Raw genomic sequence first — 17,751 nt, forward strand, 5'->3', positions numbered from 1 at the left:
TATGAGTGAAAATCAATAGGAAGCGTTTTTAATTTCGGGCTATAAAAAAGAGGAAACAGAGTTCCTCTTTTCTATTTAACTTTTAGAGCTTACTTGCTTTCGTCTTCTTTCCGTTTCAACTGACCAAGCCCTAAAACTCCTACTAAAGCTGCTAGACCAAGATATGGCATGTAGCTTGAATCATTTGTACCTGTTTGAGGTAGAGTTGGGTTACCTTTTGGATTTGGATTAGGAGTTGTTGGCTCCTCTGGTTTCTTAGGTTCTGGCGTTGTCGTACGAACTGTATTTGAAGCGTAAGCAACTTTATTCACAGTATTTACATAGGTATTTTCAAAGGTTCCGACAGCAATTCGTTTCATTTGAATATAAGTCTCAGCCTGGAATGGAGAATCCAACTGAATCTCTTGAAGGAATTCTTCCTTGAAGCGAATGGTAATCATTCCCTTATCTTGATCATGTTCAACCTGTGTTTCAGCTGTTAAGTCTGTCCCTGCCTTGATAACACGACCGTCTTTCAATCGGATATCAACCTTGGCAAGAACTTTATAGTTTCCAGTGTATTGATCACCTTTTTGGTCATAATCATCTACAAAACTATAGTCATTCAAGTCCTCAGAATGATTTTGCGGAATCAAACCACCAATCAAACGATAATTGAAGTACTGGTTCAACGGAATTGTTTGGCCATCAATATTGTCACTGCTTGGATCCATACTGATTGTCACATCTTTTTTCGGTGTGATTTTCGGTACATTGTTGACAACTACTTCTGTAGCATAGCCATTTCCAAAATCAATTTGGTAGGCTTTGTTTTCGTACTTACCACCCGTTTGCCCAAATTCAGGTTTAACTGTCATCGGATCTGTGATGAGCAATGATTTTCCTGCTGCTACATAGTTCTTGTAGAATTCGGCTGGATTATCAGCTGAGAAGAGTTGGAAAGCACCTTTAACAGTGATGTTTGCTTTCTTCAACAGATCTTGAACCTTCTTAGGCGCAGCTTCTAAACTATCAAACTGTTGAACACTGATACCTGATACAAGATTGCCCTCTAGATCACGAATCTTAACCAATTCTGGTTGAAGGGTTAAGGCTTCTTCTGGATAATCATCCACATAGTAGAAACCATTTTGAATTGCTTCTTTAGAAGATTTATCTCCCTTGTATTGGTCCAAATCCCATGTGAGTTCATAGTAGTTCGTTGAACCAGCTAGAACTTCTTTGCCATCAATATTCAAACCTTGCTTGTTCTTGTTAACTTTCAAAGGCTTGATGTAGTTGTTATTTGGATTGTCAGGATCATTTGGTTTACCTGGAGTCGTTACACGAACAATGTTTGACTTGACACCGTAGGCATCGTTGACTGTCAGAGTGAAGTTATTAGTATAAGTTGCCCCATCGTTCAAGACTCGACCAACAACCGTTGGATGAAGAGTCTCAACAGGTTTAGTTAAGTCAGCATTGTATGTTGCCAAGGTCTCCTCAGTAGCCTTAAAGGTTACAGTGTGACTAGCTTTATCATAGCTTGTTTCAAAACCTTTGCTTGCAGCCTTGGTTGCTTCCAAATCAAACTGATAGCCTGTTGGAAGTGGATCTACCAATACAAATGAAGTTGTTCTTGGACGACCAGCTGTCAACGCTTCTGTTTTCAACTCAAACTTCACTACAGACTGCTTAGCAACTAGAGTACGATCGATATCTACTCCATCCTCATTTTTAATTTCTTTATTAATCTGAGGTTGTGCAAAAAGACGATTGTAATGGAAGTGAACTGTTGGCACCGCTGGTGGTGTTGGCAACTGCTTAGGAGTTGGTGCTACCGGCGGAGTTGGCAATGGATCATAATTTGGCTCTTCTGGTTTTGATGGCTCTGGTTGATCTGGAGTTTTTACCGGTGGAGTTGGCTCATTTTCATAGCTTGGTGCTACTGGAGCTGGTTCCAATGGTTTCTCTGTCTCATATGTTGGCTCTTCTGGTTTTGATGGCTCCGGTTGATCTGGAGTTTTTACCGGTGGTGTTGGCTCATTTTCGTAGCTTGGTGCTACTGGAGCTGGTTCCAATGGTTTCTCTGTCTCATATGTTGGCTCTTCTGGTTTTGATGGCTCTGGTTGATCTGGAGTTTTTACCGGTGGTGTTGGCTCATTTTCGTAGCTTGGTGCTACTGGAGCTGGTTCCAATGGTTTCTCTGTCTCATAAGTAGGAGCTTGTGGTGCAGTTGGTTCTACTGGCGGAGTTGGTTTTTCTAATGTGATGGTTGGCAAATTAGTTGCTCGAACATTTCCGTTAATCGCAAACCAAATATTTGGCTTTTTGGGAGATAATTTCTCTGCTCTACGTGGATCATTCGCTGCAGGCTGTCCCAACACTTCTGAAGACGAAATTGTTCCGATAGTCATACTATTTGAAGGACCTGAGATTTCCACTGCTCCCGCACCATACCAAGAGTTTGGTGCATCTGCATTATCCCAACCAGAATCTGGTTGACTATTCTTATACATGGTGAAGCGGGAACCACCAACTCCTTTTTTGAAGTTTTCAGATTCTGTCGCATAAATTTGGCCGTTCTTTTCACCAACTGAAGAACCCGAAATTTTGATGAAATTCCCAGTATAATCTTTAGCCATCTCGATTGAGTTTGCTTCGCGGTTAAGAGACGCTACAGACATCAAGGCCTTGTCAAAATTAATAATTTGACCATCTTCATCATAGAATTGAAACTCAGTCTTAACGAAGAGAGAGGTAGCATCTTCTGTATTACCAGTATAAGCCGAAGCGAAAACCCCCATCGTTGGGTCTTTAAAAATTCCCAACCAAGCCTTATCATTGCGGAACTTGGAACTAGGATCAAGAGTATAAGTATAGACGATTTTAGAAACTTTTTTCCCTTGATAGTAAGTCCCCTGAAGATTCGTATAAGTTGCTGTTGCAGACTGACCTCGTTTCAGCAGGACTGAAGACCATTCAGTTGGTCCCTTACCACTTGTTACATTTGAATTGTACTCAGAATACTTACCGACTGTACCAAAGCTTTCCTGTTTGTTTGTCTGGTAGTTAGCATTTTGAATGTCTGTTACTTTAAAGTTATCCAACTGGAAGAGTTTATTGGCAAATTCTGCAGTATTCTTCACAGCTGCTTCCATGCCAGTATAGCTAACAAATTCACCAGTTGTAGTCAATGAAAGTTCAGCATTAGGCTCCGATTTGAAAATCAAACTTTGAGCACTTGGGCGACTCAAGTTTCCATCTTCATTCTTCTTTGATTCTGCTAAAGCCATAGCTGCCTTAATTTTAGCCTGCTCATCTTTATAAGCCTGCAACTTAGCCGGATACTCAGCCAACTCTTTCTTATATTTGGCAAGATCAGCTTCATATTTAGCTAATTTTGCTTCATAGTCAGTTTTAGCCGCGGCATTCCGTTGCTTGATTTCTTCGTTTTCAGCTTGGAGCGCTGCATTTTTAGCTGTGTTTTCTTCAACAGCCTTCTCATAAGCTGCTTTAGCATCAGCATTTGCCTTTTGAACACGAGCTAGTTCTGTCTGATAAGCCGCTAACTTAGTTTGGTAGTCTGTTTCGTTAGCTGCATTCGCTTGTTTGACTGCTGCCAAGTCTTTTTCGTATTGTGCTATTTTAGCCTCATAAGTTGCCTTGGCTGTTTCATTTCGTTGTTTAATAGCTTCATTTTCAGCTTGGATAGCATTGTTTTTAGCTGTGTTTTCTTCAACAGCCTTTTCATAGGCTATTTTTGCATCAGAATTAGCCTTTTGAACACGTGCCAATTCTGTTTGATAAGCTGCTAATTTAGCTTGATAATCAGCATCATTATCCTCTTTAGCTTTCTTAATAGCTGCAAGGTCTGCTTCATACTGCTTCATCGCTGCTTCATAATTCGCTTTTGCAGTTTCATTACGCTGTTTAATCGCTTCATTTTCAGCTTTAAGCGCTTCGTTTTTAGCTGTATTTTCTTTTACTGCTTTATCATAAGCCTCTTTAGCTTCAGCATTAGCTTTTTGTACTCGAGCTAATTCTGTCTGGTAAGCTGAAAGTTTATTTTGATAATCCTGTTGACTATCTTCATTTGCTTTTTTGACAGTTGCTAAATCTTTTTGATATTGTGCTAGCTTAGCCTCATATTCTGCTTTAGCTGTTGCATTAGCAGTGTTGATTTTTTCAACTTCTTCTTGATGACTTTTTAGATCTTTTTGGTACTTGTCATCCGCTGCTTTGTTTTCAGCATTGATTTTATCTGTTTCAGCCTGATGAGCTGCGACTTCTTTTTTATATGCTTCAGTTGTTGTCTTTACTTCTTCAGCCTGTTTAGCATAGTCGCTTTTAATCTCATCTTGTTTTTGAGCATTCTCTGTAGCAGTTGTGGCTGTTCCTTTGTCTTTTGTTTCATCTTGAACTACCTTAACTCCTGCAGATTTTGCATCAGCAACTGCTTTATCCAAATCAGCTGATGATACTTCTACTGGCAAAGCTGAGTCTTTAGAACCAGCCTTAGCTTGGCTTGCTTTGGCAACTTGGCTCATTTCACCCTGAGCTTCAGGTAGATTTGTGGCTGGGTTCCCTGTAGTAGCTACCTCAACTGTACTTGTACTAGTTGTCTCTGTAACTTCATCAGCAAATACTGCTTTGTCTGCAAAAGCAATCAAAGCAGTTCCTAAAACAGCACCACACAACGTTTTCGCAACTTTGCTTTTACGAAATCCATAGACTTCTTTTTTATTTTTCATTATAATCCTTTTCCTTATCTAAATTTAGTCGTTACTTTTCATATTAGCACTTTACAAGGCAGGATGCAAATATTTACTCTTTTTTTTATTTATAGAAAAATTCCACCTATTTATAAATTAAAAAGAAGATGGTCACACCATCTTCCTTTAGTTAACTATTTATTTTTCAGTCAAGGCTGCCAATCCTGGAAGAACTTTACCTTCAAGGAGTTCCATTGATGCTCCACCACCAGTAGAGATCCATGAGAACTTGTCTGCACGGCCAAGGTTGATGGCTGCGGCAGCTGAGTCACCACCACCGATGATTGATTTAACACCTGGTTGTTTCACGATAGCATCCATGACACCGATTGTTCCAGCTTGGAAGTCAGGGTTTTCAAATACACCCATAGGTCCGTTCCATACAACTGTTTTCGCACCAGTCAAAGCTTCGTCAAATTTAGCGATAGATTTTGGACCGATATCCAAACCAAGGAAACCTGGATCAACCGCTTCACCTTCAGTGTCTTTCACTTCAGTGTAGTCAGCAAATGCGTTTGCTTCTTTTGAGTCAACTGGCAAGATCAATTTGCCGTTTGCTTTTTCAAGAAGAGCTTTCGCAACATCCAATTTGTCTTCTTCTACAAGTGAGTTACCGATTTCGATACCTTGAGCTTTGTAGAATGTGTAAGTCATCCCACCACCGATAAGCACTTTATCAGCTTTTTCAAGCAAGTTTTCGATGACACCGATCTTGTCAGATACTTTTGAACCACCAAGGATCGCTACGAATGGACGTTCTGGAGCTTCAACAGCTTCTTGGATGTAAGCAATCTCGTTTTCAAGAAGGAAACCAGCAACTGCTTTTTCAACGTTTGCTGAGATACCAACGTTAGATGCGTGTGCACGGTGAGCTGTACCGAATGCATCGTTTACGAAGATGCCATCTCCAAGTGATGCCCAGTATTTACCAAGTTCAGGATCGTTTTTAGATTCTTTCTTGCCATCAACATCTTCGAAACGAGTGTTTTCAACCAAGAGAACTTGTCCATCTTCAAGAGCGTTAACAGCGGCTTCCAATTCAGCACCACGTGTAACACCTGGGATAAATTTAACTTCTTGTCCCAATTTAGCAGCCAAGTCAGCAGCTACAGGAGCAAGTGATTTACCTTCTTTGTCTGCTTCTTCTTTTACACGTCCAAGGTGAGAGAAGAGGATTGCACGTCCACCTTGTTCAAGGATGTACTTGATAGTTGGAAGAGCTGCAGTGATACGGTTGTCATTGGTAATCACGCCATCTTTAACAGGTACGTTGAAGTCAACACGAACGAGAACTTTTTTCCCTTTCAAGTCAACGTCTTTAACAGTCAATTTTGCCATTAGATATGACTCCTTCTTTTTTTATACGTGTTAATTATATCACAAAATCCGCAAAAGAGATAGAAAAACCCTAAACTTTTCTTGTTCATTCTTCTATCTACTAACCTAAAAATCTAGGATTACCGTACGGGAAATGGCAATTTTCACATAATTCGGTTGGAATAATTTAGGTAAATTTCTTGATTGATCTACCTAATTACTTCTATACCATTCTTTTTCTAACATTTTAATCCTTAATATTCTAAACTCTACAGTCCTTCTTTTTGAATTGCTAGGTTTCTTATTATACAATATAACTAAAATAGTTTCTTTAGTTTGTGCTATTTGAGATTAAAAGAAGGAGAATTGCTACGATGAAATTAGAAAGACTAATCTATATTTTACTGTCTCTTTTAAATAAGAAGAGAATAACAGCTAAAGAGATCGCAGAGAGGTTTGAAATATCTACTCGAACTGTATATAGAGACATGGATACACTCAGTTTAGCGGGGATCCCAATCTATTCGGAACGTGGAGATAAGGGAGGTTTCTATATACCAAGCGACTATAAGATAGACAGAAACTTTTTCACTGAGGAAGAGAGACAGTTTATCATTAATATGAGCCAAAATGTTAGTAAAATCGTTGGTCATTCAAGTCTTGACAGTATCGAGCACAAGCTGTCTTCTCAAGAAATTACAAGAGCAAACAGTCCTTTTTACTTTGATCTCAGTTCCTGGACTCTTAATACAAATTATTTACTAGAAATTGAGGAAGCGATACAAACTGAACAGATGATTTCTTTTTCTTACTATTCGAAAAAACAAGAGAAAAGTCAGCGAACAGTTATTCCATACAGATTGATCTATAAACTGAACGCTTGGTATGTTATCGGTTACTGCTTAGAGAAATTAGATTTTCGTATTTTTAAATTAACTCGAATTCGAGAACTAGAACCAGTGGAGATAAAAGATAAATCATTCGATTATCCACGTTTATCTCAAGAAAAGTTAGAGCTTTTTTTAAATCCCCCAAAACATAAAGTGGAGGGGCAAAGAGAAGAAATCGAACTAGTTTTTACAAGATTTGCACTTCCAAAAATCTACGATTACTTCACGGAAGAAGAAATCAGAGTCGAGGACGAAATAATAAAAGTTCAGGCATTTAGAGCTTTAACTCCTTCATTTTTTGATTTACTATTAAGTTTTGGTTATCAAGTAAAGGTCGTATCTCCAAGTCACTTACAAAATCTACTGGTCAGTACTCTCAAAAAAAATCTTCAGCAATATGACAACCTGTAGTCATATTGCCTTTTGTATACTCTTAAGTGGGCAAAATATTTCGTGATATTCATCATAGCCCAATTATTTTACAGGAGGTTCCAAATGGATACAAAAACACTTGCAGAAAGCTATTTTACGGCAGTAAATGAGGGAGGCTGGGAAGATTTCGTAGCTGAAAACTTTGATTATGGCATGTGCGATAGTATAGAAATTCGACAAGGACGTGATATTTATTTGCAAGGCGCAGGCCAATTCTATGCTTTGAGCCAGCATCTTGAAGTGAAGCAATTACTTGTTGATGGTCGAACAGTCTCAGCTTTAAATCGCTACCGTCTACATTCTCCTCAAGGAAAAGAACTAGAACTGGATGTCGCAGAATTTCTGAAATTCGATGAGTTTGATAAATTAGTTGCATCCAATATTTATTTCGACACCTATCGTTTCCAAAAATTTATCCAAGGAATTGAATAACAAAAATCTAGCTTCAAATTTACTCTTCAATTTCAAAACTAAAAACAAGGTCTGACTAATCTACAGTCAAACCTTGTTTTTTATTTTTATAAGAAAATCCAAGATTCGTAAATCTGATTAGTCTTCTCTCTTCTTTCCAGCAAGCAAGCCGTAGCCACTCATTACTCCGAGGAGTCCCAGCGCTACTAGACTAGCATCTCTTGTCGCTCCCGTATTTGGCAGCTCTTTACTTACTTCTTCAACTTTTGTTGGTGCTGCTGAAAGAGCTTGATCCCTTGTTTGTGAGACTTGATCCTCTTTCGTTCCTACTTCAACAATTTCTGGAAGAGCTTCCTTGAGAACCTCAGTGGAATGAAGAGTGCGTTTGCCCTGAGCATCAACTTCTACAAAGCGACGAACTTGACCTTCAACTCCTGCTTGAACTAGCTGGCGTTGTCCTTTGAGAAGGGCTGCATTTGGTCGTTCCTGACGTCCGAAGGAAATTGTCCCTTCTTCAATTTCCAGTTTAGGAGTTGCTAGAACTAAATCTTTCACACCTTCAGCTGGTTGGTTGCTTGATAGAACTTTTGTCCCAACTTCAGTGATTTCTGGGATTGCTTCCTTAACAACCTCAGTTGAATGAAGGGTGCGTTTGCCCTGAGCATCAACTTCTACAAAGAGACGAACTTGACCTTCAACTCCAGCTTGCACAACACGGCGTTGTCCTTTGAGAAATTCGGAGTTTGGTCGCTCCTGACGTTCATAGGCTGTTGTTTCAGTTTCAATAACTAGTTCAGGGAGGGCCTCAACCGTCGGGGCCACTTCATTTGGATCCATACTTCCAACATGGTGACTTTCTTCTGCAGGAGCTAGTTTCTTATTTAGCTTTTCTTTCATGTCCGCAAAAGCTTGTGGAGTTGGCATTTCTGAAGCCAACAAAGTTTCTGCTTGTTCAATCAACTCCGCTTTAGGATCTTTTTCACGGACGGATTCGAGCAAGCCTTCCAACTCTTCTCTAGCAGTCTGATAACGTTGATTTCCATCCAAGGCTGTCCCTGCTTGTTTCAACTCATTCAAAGCCCGATTGACTTCTTCTTGGCTAGCATTATGGTTTTCTGCTACAGCTTTCGCTGCATTGAGCTTCTCTACTAGTGCTGTTTGTTTGTCCTCGCTTGAGAAGGTGTAGGCAAGAGTTGACTGACGGCCTTGGGCAGCAGTGATTTCTTGTTTTAGGTACTCATCATTGACTGCAGCCTTTGGAGAAACCAAAACATCAAACTCAGCGGTGTGCCCCTTGTAATGCAAGGTCAAGGTCTGACGACCAGTCTTTTGAGCATCGTAGCCTGTAATTTCAACACCTTGATCTGTGAAGGCATGACTTTCTTCTGTCTCATCATCATAGAGAACGCCGAAGCGACCTTCGGCAAGATCCAGTTGCTCTCCTACTAGATAGTCTGTTTTCGGTTTCTGAGTAATGTACAAGCCTGCTACTTCTTTCGGCTTCCCTTCATCTTGACCAGTCACTTGTACCTTCAAGTCTCCAGTAACTGGAAGTCCAAGGTAGCTGACTGCGAGCTTTTGTTCCCCTTTTTGATGAGCGTTGTAGCCAGATACTGTCACACCTGAGTGAGTAAGGTTGATCAGCTCATCGGCTTGTCCCCCTTCATATTGAACACGGAGGGTTCCGCCTCTGAGGTCCAGTTTTTCTCCCTCTTTATAAACTGTCTTCTTAGGTCCTTTTTCAAGGCTAACTGTAGCAATTTTTCTTTCATCCTGCGGAATCGCTACTGCCAAGGTGTTACTGATTTCTTTACCAGGTAGTTGGGTACGATAGTAGAGGAGATTTGGTTGCTTGTCAAAGGCCAATGGTGCAGTTGCCAGGTCGCCACCAGTTTCAGTCTTCAAGGTTGCAATTGGTGTTTGTGAGTCTGCCTTGTCGTAAACGGTGATAGTTGCACCCGCTGGAACATCAGAGAAGCCTAGTTGAACTTGATGGTTTCCAAGTGAACGGGCAGCTACCTTAGCCATTGGAATATTTTGGCTTTCTGTATCCAAGGTTTCGTACATCTTCCAATTGTAGATACGAATGGCTTTCCAAGGCGTCCCATTATCTGAAGTGATAACTTTTAGGCGCCAGTCTTGGGCAGTAATTGGTTTGTCAAGAGTGATATCCGTAACGTGCGCTTTGTTGCCACGGACTTCTTTAGCTAGTTTCCACTCACCGTCTGTATCCTTGTAGTAAAGATCAAAGTCTTTGGTATTCATCAAACCATCGTTAACAGACTCACCACCGGCTCCTGCATGATCCATAACCCATCTAACAACGGTACGTGGCTTAGTCAAACGAATATCCACACTACCGCTCAACTGAGCTGAAGACCACTTATCTGACAAGCTAGTAATGGTACCGTTCAACATACCTTCAATGCCTTCTCCACCTTCAGTATTTGGGAAAGTGCTACCTATGACCTTTGCACCTGGAACGATATTTTCAGCTAAAGGTCTTGGGAGGGTCGTATCCTGAACTGTCATCCCCCAGTTAAAGAATGCCGTCGCTGCTTCAGAACGAAGTCCATTTTTACCAACCGCAACGACTTTCAGTTCCTGAGTCCTACCAGTCGCATTAGCAGAGCGGCTAACTTTTGGCAAGTAGATGGTTGAAGCAGATGATCCTGTCAACAAACGCCAGTTATCCCCATCTTTTTCGTAGACTTCATAGAAATCCGCATCTTGGTTACCCGCAAACTGGACCACTGCTTCAGCTTCTTGGGCATTTTTAAGAGATTGTTTCACCACAGATAGCCCCGTCGGTGCCTGTGGTGCTTGGTGATTATCCGAAATTGTCAATTGTCCTAGGTTGAACTGATAATCTTTTACAGCTCCTTCATGCTCAAAGAAGAGTTTGACTGCATAGATGGTTTTTCCAGCTAGTGAGCTAAGGTCAAATTCTTCATTCTTCCAGTCATCAGAGAGAGTCAGTTCTTTCCATGCAGCTGCATCCTCAAATTTGTAGTCTGGAGTCGTAGAGAAGGCCATATAAACTTTAGAGCCTTTTCCTCCCTTATGGGCAACACGAAGTTTGGTTTTCTCAGTTACTTCTAGTTTGGTAGAATACAAATTCACATCCTGGTCCGTCTTACCAGCTACATCGCCTGAGAATTTAAGGGAGTTTCCTCCATTATAGGCATCTGTAAAGTCATATTCTGCACGAAGTTTTTCCCCCGTTGAAGTCTGCCACCAGCGCCATGTTGGCAAAACACCTGAAACAGAACGGTAGTTCCACTCAGAATCCTTAGAAACTTTGCCGTCTACAAACCATTTTCTACCATGACCTGTATTAAAGGAGGTCGTGAAGGTCCGACCTACTGCTGGTGTACGGTCAGCAACTAAATTGGCAATTCCATACCACTCTTTATCTGCTGGTTTTTGAGCCGTTGGATCTCCTTGGTAGCCTGTGAAGAAGATGTCTTCATTCTTGTGGTAGTCTTCGCCTGTTTTTCCTAGACTGGTAATCGTATCTGGTGCAAAGAGTCCAAGTGACAGACGCAACTTGCCTTTATCATCTAAGAGGGCATCCCATTTGACTTTGGTCTTATAAGAGCCACCTTGTTGCAATTCCAAGCCTGCAAAGACATCATACTGGCTACGTTCTAGCCATTTGGCCATCTCTACGGAGTGGTCATTCTTTTCCTTGTTCCAGTTGAAATTGGCAAAAAATTGATCTGCAGGGACTTTGTCACCTTCTTTTTGCATGAACTGGTAGTTGTAATCACCTAGACCATCTTCGTGGTAACGACCGTATTTGTAGGTCATGGCATCGTACCAAGCATACTTGATCGGGTGGTTGACTTTGGCTGCGTATTCTTTTGTATAGAGCATGAATTGGCGCATTTTTTCACCAAGAGGTGCTACCAATTCCCCTGTTGTTTCTTGGTTGATGAAATAGCCATCAAAGCCATAGTACTTAGCAAGATCGACAAGTTTCCGTGCGATAGGGAAGCTGCCATCTGCGTCTTGTTTCAAGGCAGCTGCAAATTTCTCTTGGTCGGCAATGCTATTTGACCAGTTGAAAAAGAGGGTTCCATAAACGGGAACTCCGTTGCGGTGACCTGCATCAATGACATCTGGAGTTGGAACTAGACCTTCCCAGAAGACCATTGAATCCAAATATTGCCAGTAATCAAAGGCGTAGGCCTTGAATTCTTCTCCACCAATAGAAGCGTGGTCTTTAGCCTTTGAGTTGGTATTTGCTAGCGCCTGAACCTTGGCCCTTCTGCTTGCTTTTTCGTTAACCAACTGACCTCTATGGCGCTTGGCGAGTTCAACTGAGGAACGGTTGATGGGATCATCCTCACGCGCACCCGGTTCCCATTTCAACAAATCCTCCCAGGTATCAAATTTGATTTCTTTTGGTCGGAGACTCTTTTCTTCATTTTTAGGAACGTCTGCTAGAGTCGGTTTGTCGGCTTTCTTCTCAGCTACTTGAGGAACCTCCTCTGGTTTAACTTCTTCTTTTTCAGTTGGTTGAGCAGGTTTTTCAGCTTTATCTGCCGGAGCGGGTTTTGCCTCTTCTTTTTCATTAACCAAATCCGTTATTGCTGGAGTGTTTTCTGAAATTGGTTGCTCAGCTACTTTGTTCTCTGTTTCCTCTAATTGTTTTTCAAGGGCTGCAGTATCTGGATTAGCTGTTTCACTAGCTCTTGTAGCTTGGGCGCTCGTATTTGCAGCTGTTTCAGGGACTGCGACTTGTTCGGCAAGAGCTGGGCTCGCAAATAGAACTGAACCAATCATCAAGGAACAAGCCCCGATTGACAGCTTACGAATACTGTAACGGCAACGTTTTTCAAAAAATAGATTTTTCATCTTATCCTCCTAATAAAATATAAAGTAAGCGCTTTACTTTTTGATAAAAAGTAACTGTTCTCAGTGTACGACACCAGAACAGGATCATCTTCATTTTATCCTATATGAAAGCGATGTCAATCTATTTAACATAAAAACTATAACTAGGATAATAATCAGTAAAATTTGGACACAATCCTATAAATCATCTATCTTAAAGGGAATCTATCTCTCATTTTAAAAGAAAGTTCTTGTTTCTTATGAAAATTTCAGCTAAACACTTGTGAGATTTACTTTTATCCTTTAAAATAGAATAGGAGAAATTCCGTTATTATTTTCCGGAGGAAAAAGAAATGTCCATTAATTGGCAGGAAATTTTATTTCACTTTTTAGGAGGTCTAGGACTGTTTTTATACAGTATCAAGACCATGGGAGACGGTTTGCAACAAGCTGCTGGAGATCGCCTTCGTTTTTACATTGACAAGTACACTAGCAATCCCTTTTTAGGCGTTCTAGTCGGAATCGTCGTGACTGCCCTCATTCAGTCAAGTACGGGGGTTACAGTTATCACGGTCGGACTGGTCAGCGCTAGTCTTCTCACTCTTAGACAGGCTATCGGAATTATCATGGGAGCCAACATCGGAACCACCGTTACTTCCTTTATCATCGGTTTCAAGCTTGGCGAGTATGCTTTACCCTTGATTTTCCTTGGAACCATGTTCCTCTTCTTTACAAAAAACAGAACAGCAAACAATATCGGGCGCATCCTGTTTGGTGTCGGGGGAATCTTCTACGCCCTTAACCTCATCAGTGCCGGTATGAGCCCACTTAAAGATTTACCACAATTCAAGGAGTATATGGTCACTTTGGGACAAAACCCCATTTTAGGAGTGGTGGCCGGTGCAGTGATTACCGTCCTCATTCAGGCCTCTTCGGCTACAATCGGGATTTTGCAAGGCCTCTATGCAGGTGGCTTCCTCGACCTTAAAGGTTCACTACCAGTTCTCTTCGGAGATAATATCGGAACAACCCTAACCGTTATCATTGCCGCAGCTGGAGCCAATGTCTCTGCAAAGCGCGTTGCGGCAACCCACGTTACCTTTAACGTTTTAGGAACTATTCTTTGCTTAATCCTATTAGGCCCCTTTACTGCTATGATCGAGTACTTCCAGGCACTCCTTCACCTCTCACCTGAGATGACCATCGCCTTCTCGCACGGTGCCTTTAACGTAAGTAACACCATTGTACAATTTCCATTCATCGGAGCCTTGGCCTACTTTGTAACCAAGCTCATCCCTGGTGAAGACGAGGTTGTCAAGTACGAGCCCCTTTATCTCGACGAGCAACTTATCCAGCAATCTCCTTCTATCGCTCTAGGAAATGCCAAAAAAGAACTTTTGCACTTGGGGAACTATGCAGCCAAAGCTTTTGACCTTTCTTATACCTATATCATCGGTTTGGATGAAAAGGTAGCTGAAAAAGGGCACAAGACAGAGGAAGCCATCAACACCATCGATGAAAAACTCACTCGTTACCTCATCAGACTCTCAAGCGAATCCTTGAGTCAAAAGGAAAGCGAAGTCTTGACCAACATCCTGGATTCATCTCGTGATTTGGAACGGATTGGGGACCACGCAGAAGGCTTGCTCAACCTAACAGACTACCTTCAACGTAAGAATGTTCAATTTTCTGATGCTGCTTTGAAAGAGCTAGCTGAGATTTATCATGCTACCACTGAGTTCATCAAAGATGCCCTTGATAGTGTTGAAAACAACGATACTGAGAAAGCTCAAAGTCTGATTGAACGCCATAAAGAAATCAACAATATGGAACGCATTCTCAGAAAGACCCACATCAAACGCCTTAACAAAGGTGAGTGTTCTACACAAGCTGGAGTCAACTTTATCGACATCATTTCCCATTACACTCGTGTATCTGACCACGCCATGAACCTTGCTGAAAAGGTCATCGCTGAACAAATTTAATTGGTAAGAAGCCACCTTAATTTAGGTGGTTTTTTTTCGTCTCTTAATCAAGAATATTTTTTCTAACGTAAAAAAATGCTTTGATTCACAATGGAATCAAAGCATTTTAAAGAGTTCTCCAAACATAATAGCAGAAACCGCGGTTCCTCTGTACTTGGCTTCTTCTCTTTTGATAAAGCGAGCCAAGTTTATCAATTCAGGTGCTGGGTGTTTGGGATTGGTGAGCAATTCACGGGTGACCAGTCCTGAGAGACGGACTGCTAGTAACTGCTCATTTGTAGTAGGCAGTTTCTTAGCAGTCTCTAGGAGAGCAGCAACTAAATCTTCACTCAAGCCCTGACGGGCATGGTTATAGAGGTCTTTTATTAAGCTTTCTAGATTTGCTTCTGCCATCCGGCACCTCCCTTATGCTTAATAATTTTTAATCAAATCAACCGTTGAGCGATCCAATTTTTTTACCAAGGCTTGTAAGAAAGCTTGAGCTTCTAGGAAGTCATCCATCGCGTAGAGAGTTTGGTGAGAATGGATATAACGAGCGCAGACCCCGATAGTTGTAGATGGGACACCACCATTTTTCAGATGAGCTGCTCCAGCGTCAGTTCCGCCTTTTCCACAGTAGTATTGGTACTTGATTCCAGCTTCTTCAGCCGTTGTCAAAAGGAAATCCTTCATACCCGGGAGAAGCAAGTGACCTGGATCGTAGAAGCGAATCAAGGTGCCATCTCCAATCTTGCCTTGGCCACCGTAGACATCACCAGCAGGTGAACAGTCAACTGCTAGGAAGACTTCTGGGTCAAACTTAGTTGTAGAAGTATGAGCGCCACGAAGACCAACTTCTTCTTGGACGTTGGCACCAAGATAGAGTTCATTCCCGAGTTTTTGACCTGAAAGGGCTTCTGCTAGCTCACTAACCATAAGAACTCCATAGCGGTTGTCCCAAGCTTTTGAGATGATATTTTTTTCATTGGCTGTCAAGATAGCGGAGCTATCAGGGACAATGGTGTCACCCGGACGGATACCAAAGCTTTCTGCCTCAGCCTTGTCTGCAAAACCACCATCAAAAATGATATCAGAGATAGCTGGCATGGTTGGCCCACCTGTTCCACGTGTCAAATGTGGAGGGACAGAACCTGAGATCACTGGAATTTCACGACCGTCACGAGTAAAGAGTTTAAAGCGTTGGCTGCTGACCACCATAGGATTCCAGCCACCGATTTCAACGACACGGAAGGTACCATCTGGCTTAATCTCGCTGACCATAAAACCAACTTCGTCCATGTGAGATGCGACCAAAACACGGGGCGCATCAGCAGCTTCTGAATGCTTGATACCGAAAATACCACCTAATCCATCTGTCACTACTTCATCCACGTGCGGTGTCAACTTTTCACGAAGATAAGTCCGGACAGGTGCTTCATGACCTGAGATCCCAGCAAGCTCTGTTACTTCTTTGATTTTTGAAAATAATGTTGTCATATCAGTTCCTTCTTTCTGTCCTCCATTTTACCACTTTTTATAAGAGAAGGATAGTGGAAATCTTAATCTTCCAACTTCCTTTCTAGAGTATACAAAAAAGAATCAGGCTGATTCTTTTTGTTTATGATTTCGTCTGAGAGAAAAGTGGTCTGGGACGGGGTCCTTCCCTGTTTTCGACCAGGGATGACAACGTAAAATTCGAGCCAAGCCCATCAAAACACCCTTGATGCCATGTTTTTCAATAGCCTGAATCATGTAGTTGGAACAAGTAGGCTCAAAGCGACAAGAGGGTGGAAAGGCTGGCGAGATAAAACGTTGGTAAAAGCGTACTGGCGCTATTAAGATTCGTTTCATTATTTCTTGGTTACAGCCATAGTGTGTAGTTGGCTGATTTCTTTTTTATTAAGGCGACGGGCTTCACCCGGACGAAGGCCTGTCAAGTCTAGGTGCCCAAAACGTGTCCGTGACAACTTGTCCACTTGAAGACCGACAGCTTCAAACATCTTTTTAACCTGGTGGTTACGCCCTTCATGGATGGTCAACTGCACCACAGAGCGATTTTTAACTGGATCCACTTTGAGAATCTCATAGACAGCTGGCTTGGTTTTCTTACCCTCAATCTCCACTCCTCGTGTCAAGGGACGAAGGTTTTCCTTATTAGCCACACCTTTAACACGCGCGACATAGACCTTGTCAATCTCATTACGGGGGTGAATCATCTCGTCTGTAAAGTCCCCATCATTGGTCAAAATCAAAACCCCTGACGTATCCCAGTCCAAACGTCCAACTGGGTAAATACGTTCTTTGACATTGGGCAAGAGATCCACAACAGTCTTGCGGCCCTTGTCATCTGTCACACTGGAAATCACACCGCGTGGTTTGTTAAGCAGATAGTAGACCTTTTCTTCGTTATAGATAGGTTGACCTTCAACTTCTACCTTGTCTCCAGCCTTGATGGTCGTTGCTAGTTCACGAACTACTTGACCGTTGACCGTCACCAAGCCTTGCTTGATCAGCTCTTCTGCTTTTCTCCTACTGGCCACACCTGCGTGGGCAATATATTTATTGATTCTCATCTTCTTCTATCCTTTCACCAAATAATTGGCTTTCTTGGGCTTGAATCTCAAGCTCATCAATCTCTGGCAGTTCTTCCAAATGGTTAATTCCCATATAATCTAGGAAATAATCCGTGGTCACATAGAGGTTGGGGCGCCCCAACACTTCTTTTTTCCCGTCTTCTCTTATCAATTCAAAAGCTTGTAGCTTAGCTAGAGCTCCACTAGAATTGACCCCACGAATAGCATCAATCTCAATTCGGGTAATCGGCTGCTTGTAGGCAATGATGGACAAGGTCTCAAGAGCAGCCCGAGACAAGCTCTGGTTGATGGGTGCCTTGGAGTATTCCTTCAAAATCGCAGCAAATTGAGGCTTGGTGACCAATCTGTAAGCGCCACCTGTCTCGATCAGGGACAAGCTCGACTCTTGGTCTTTTTCATATTTCTGGGCTAATTTTTCTAAACTCTGTTGGATGCCTGTCGGTGGCAGAGAGAGGAGTTCAGCCAACTGACGGACCCGAATCCCATCTTCACCTGCTACAAACAAGAGCGCTTCTATTTCTGCTAAAGTACTCATCTTTCCTCTCTA

At 41.9% G+C, this 17,751-nt stretch carries 11 protein-coding genes; 3 read left to right on the forward strand and 8 right to left on the reverse strand.

What is annotated here, in order from left to right; genetic code table 11:
- Positions 1-89 precede the first annotated feature (89 nt).
- Both D8863_RS08700 and D8863_RS08705 read right to left on the reverse strand, forming a co-directional pair.
- Positions 90-4,733, reverse strand: coding sequence for an antigen I/II family LPXTG-anchored adhesin (locus D8863_RS08700; protein WP_125441675.1), 4,644 nt, complete (start codon positions 4,731-4,733; stop codon positions 90-92).
- A gap of 159 nt (positions 4,734-4,892) precedes the next feature.
- Entirely contained in the window at positions 4,893-6,092 is a 1,200-nt protein-coding gene (locus D8863_RS08705; RefSeq protein ID WP_001096770.1) for a phosphoglycerate kinase, read from the reverse strand.
- Positions 6,093-6,445: 353 nt separating this feature from the next.
- Between D8863_RS08705 and D8863_RS08710 the strand changes: the two genes are divergently transcribed.
- Positions 6,446-7,372 (forward strand): helix-turn-helix transcriptional regulator, encoded by a 927-nt coding sequence (locus D8863_RS08710; RefSeq protein ID WP_125441676.1) that lies wholly within the window; start codon positions 6,446-6,448, stop codon positions 7,370-7,372.
- 84 nt (positions 7,373-7,456) lie between these two features.
- Positions 7,457-7,825: a hypothetical protein gene (locus D8863_RS08715; RefSeq protein ID WP_025168475.1), complete on the forward strand. Its 369-nt coding sequence runs from the start codon at positions 7,457-7,459 to the stop codon at positions 7,823-7,825.
- A gap of 117 nt (positions 7,826-7,942) precedes the next feature.
- Here the strand turns inward: D8863_RS08715 and D8863_RS08720 are convergent, their stop codons facing one another.
- Entirely contained in the window at positions 7,943-12,667 is a 4,725-nt protein-coding gene (locus D8863_RS08720; RefSeq protein ID WP_125441677.1) for an endo-beta-N-acetylglucosaminidase, read from the reverse strand.
- A gap of 332 nt (positions 12,668-12,999) precedes the next feature.
- Between D8863_RS08720 and D8863_RS08725 the strand changes: the two genes are divergently transcribed.
- Positions 13,000-14,631 carry a Na/Pi cotransporter family protein gene (locus D8863_RS08725; protein ID WP_125441678.1) on the forward strand — a complete coding sequence of 544 codons (1,632 nt, stop codon included), beginning with the start codon at positions 13,000-13,002 and terminating at the stop codon, positions 14,629-14,631.
- Positions 14,632-14,727: 96 nt separating this feature from the next.
- Here D8863_RS08725 and D8863_RS08730 read toward each other — a convergent pair whose 3' ends face one another.
- The 5 genes from D8863_RS08730 to scpB all read right to left on the reverse strand — a co-directional run bounded on the left by D8863_RS08730 (position 14,728) and on the right by scpB (position 17,739).
- On the reverse strand, positions 14,728-15,024 hold the full coding sequence (locus D8863_RS08730; protein ID WP_093585888.1) for a bacteriocin immunity family protein: 297 nt from the start codon (positions 15,022-15,024) through the stop codon (positions 14,728-14,730).
- Positions 15,025-15,042: 18 nt separating this feature from the next.
- A complete protein-coding gene (pepA, locus tag D8863_RS08735; protein ID WP_125441679.1) occupies positions 15,043-16,107 on the reverse strand; it encodes a glutamyl aminopeptidase in 1,065 nt (354 codons plus the stop codon).
- Between the two features lie 102 nt (positions 16,108-16,209).
- The gene (gene yidD / locus D8863_RS08740) at positions 16,210-16,461 is read right to left on the reverse strand and encodes a membrane protein insertion efficiency factor YidD (protein WP_125441680.1); all 252 of its coding nucleotides are present in this window, start codon (positions 16,459-16,461) and stop codon (positions 16,210-16,212) included.
- Complete coding sequence (locus D8863_RS08745; protein WP_084942783.1) at positions 16,461-17,183, reverse strand: pseudouridine synthase; 723 nt, start codon at positions 17,181-17,183, stop codon at positions 16,461-16,463. The genes yidD and D8863_RS08745 overlap by 1 nt, the downstream gene beginning before the upstream one ends.
- The gene (gene scpB, locus D8863_RS08750) at positions 17,170-17,739 is read right to left on the reverse strand and encodes an SMC-Scp complex subunit ScpB (RefSeq protein WP_125441681.1); all 570 of its coding nucleotides are present in this window, start codon (positions 17,737-17,739) and stop codon (positions 17,170-17,172) included. Before scpB ends, D8863_RS08745 begins: the two co-directional genes overlap by 14 nt.
- Positions 17,740-17,751: the final 12 nt, after the last annotated feature.

It is taken from the genome of Streptococcus oralis, from assembly GCF_003943825.1.
In the GTDB taxonomy this organism is placed as follows: domain Bacteria; phylum Bacillota; class Bacilli; order Lactobacillales; family Streptococcaceae; genus Streptococcus; species Streptococcus oralis_CD.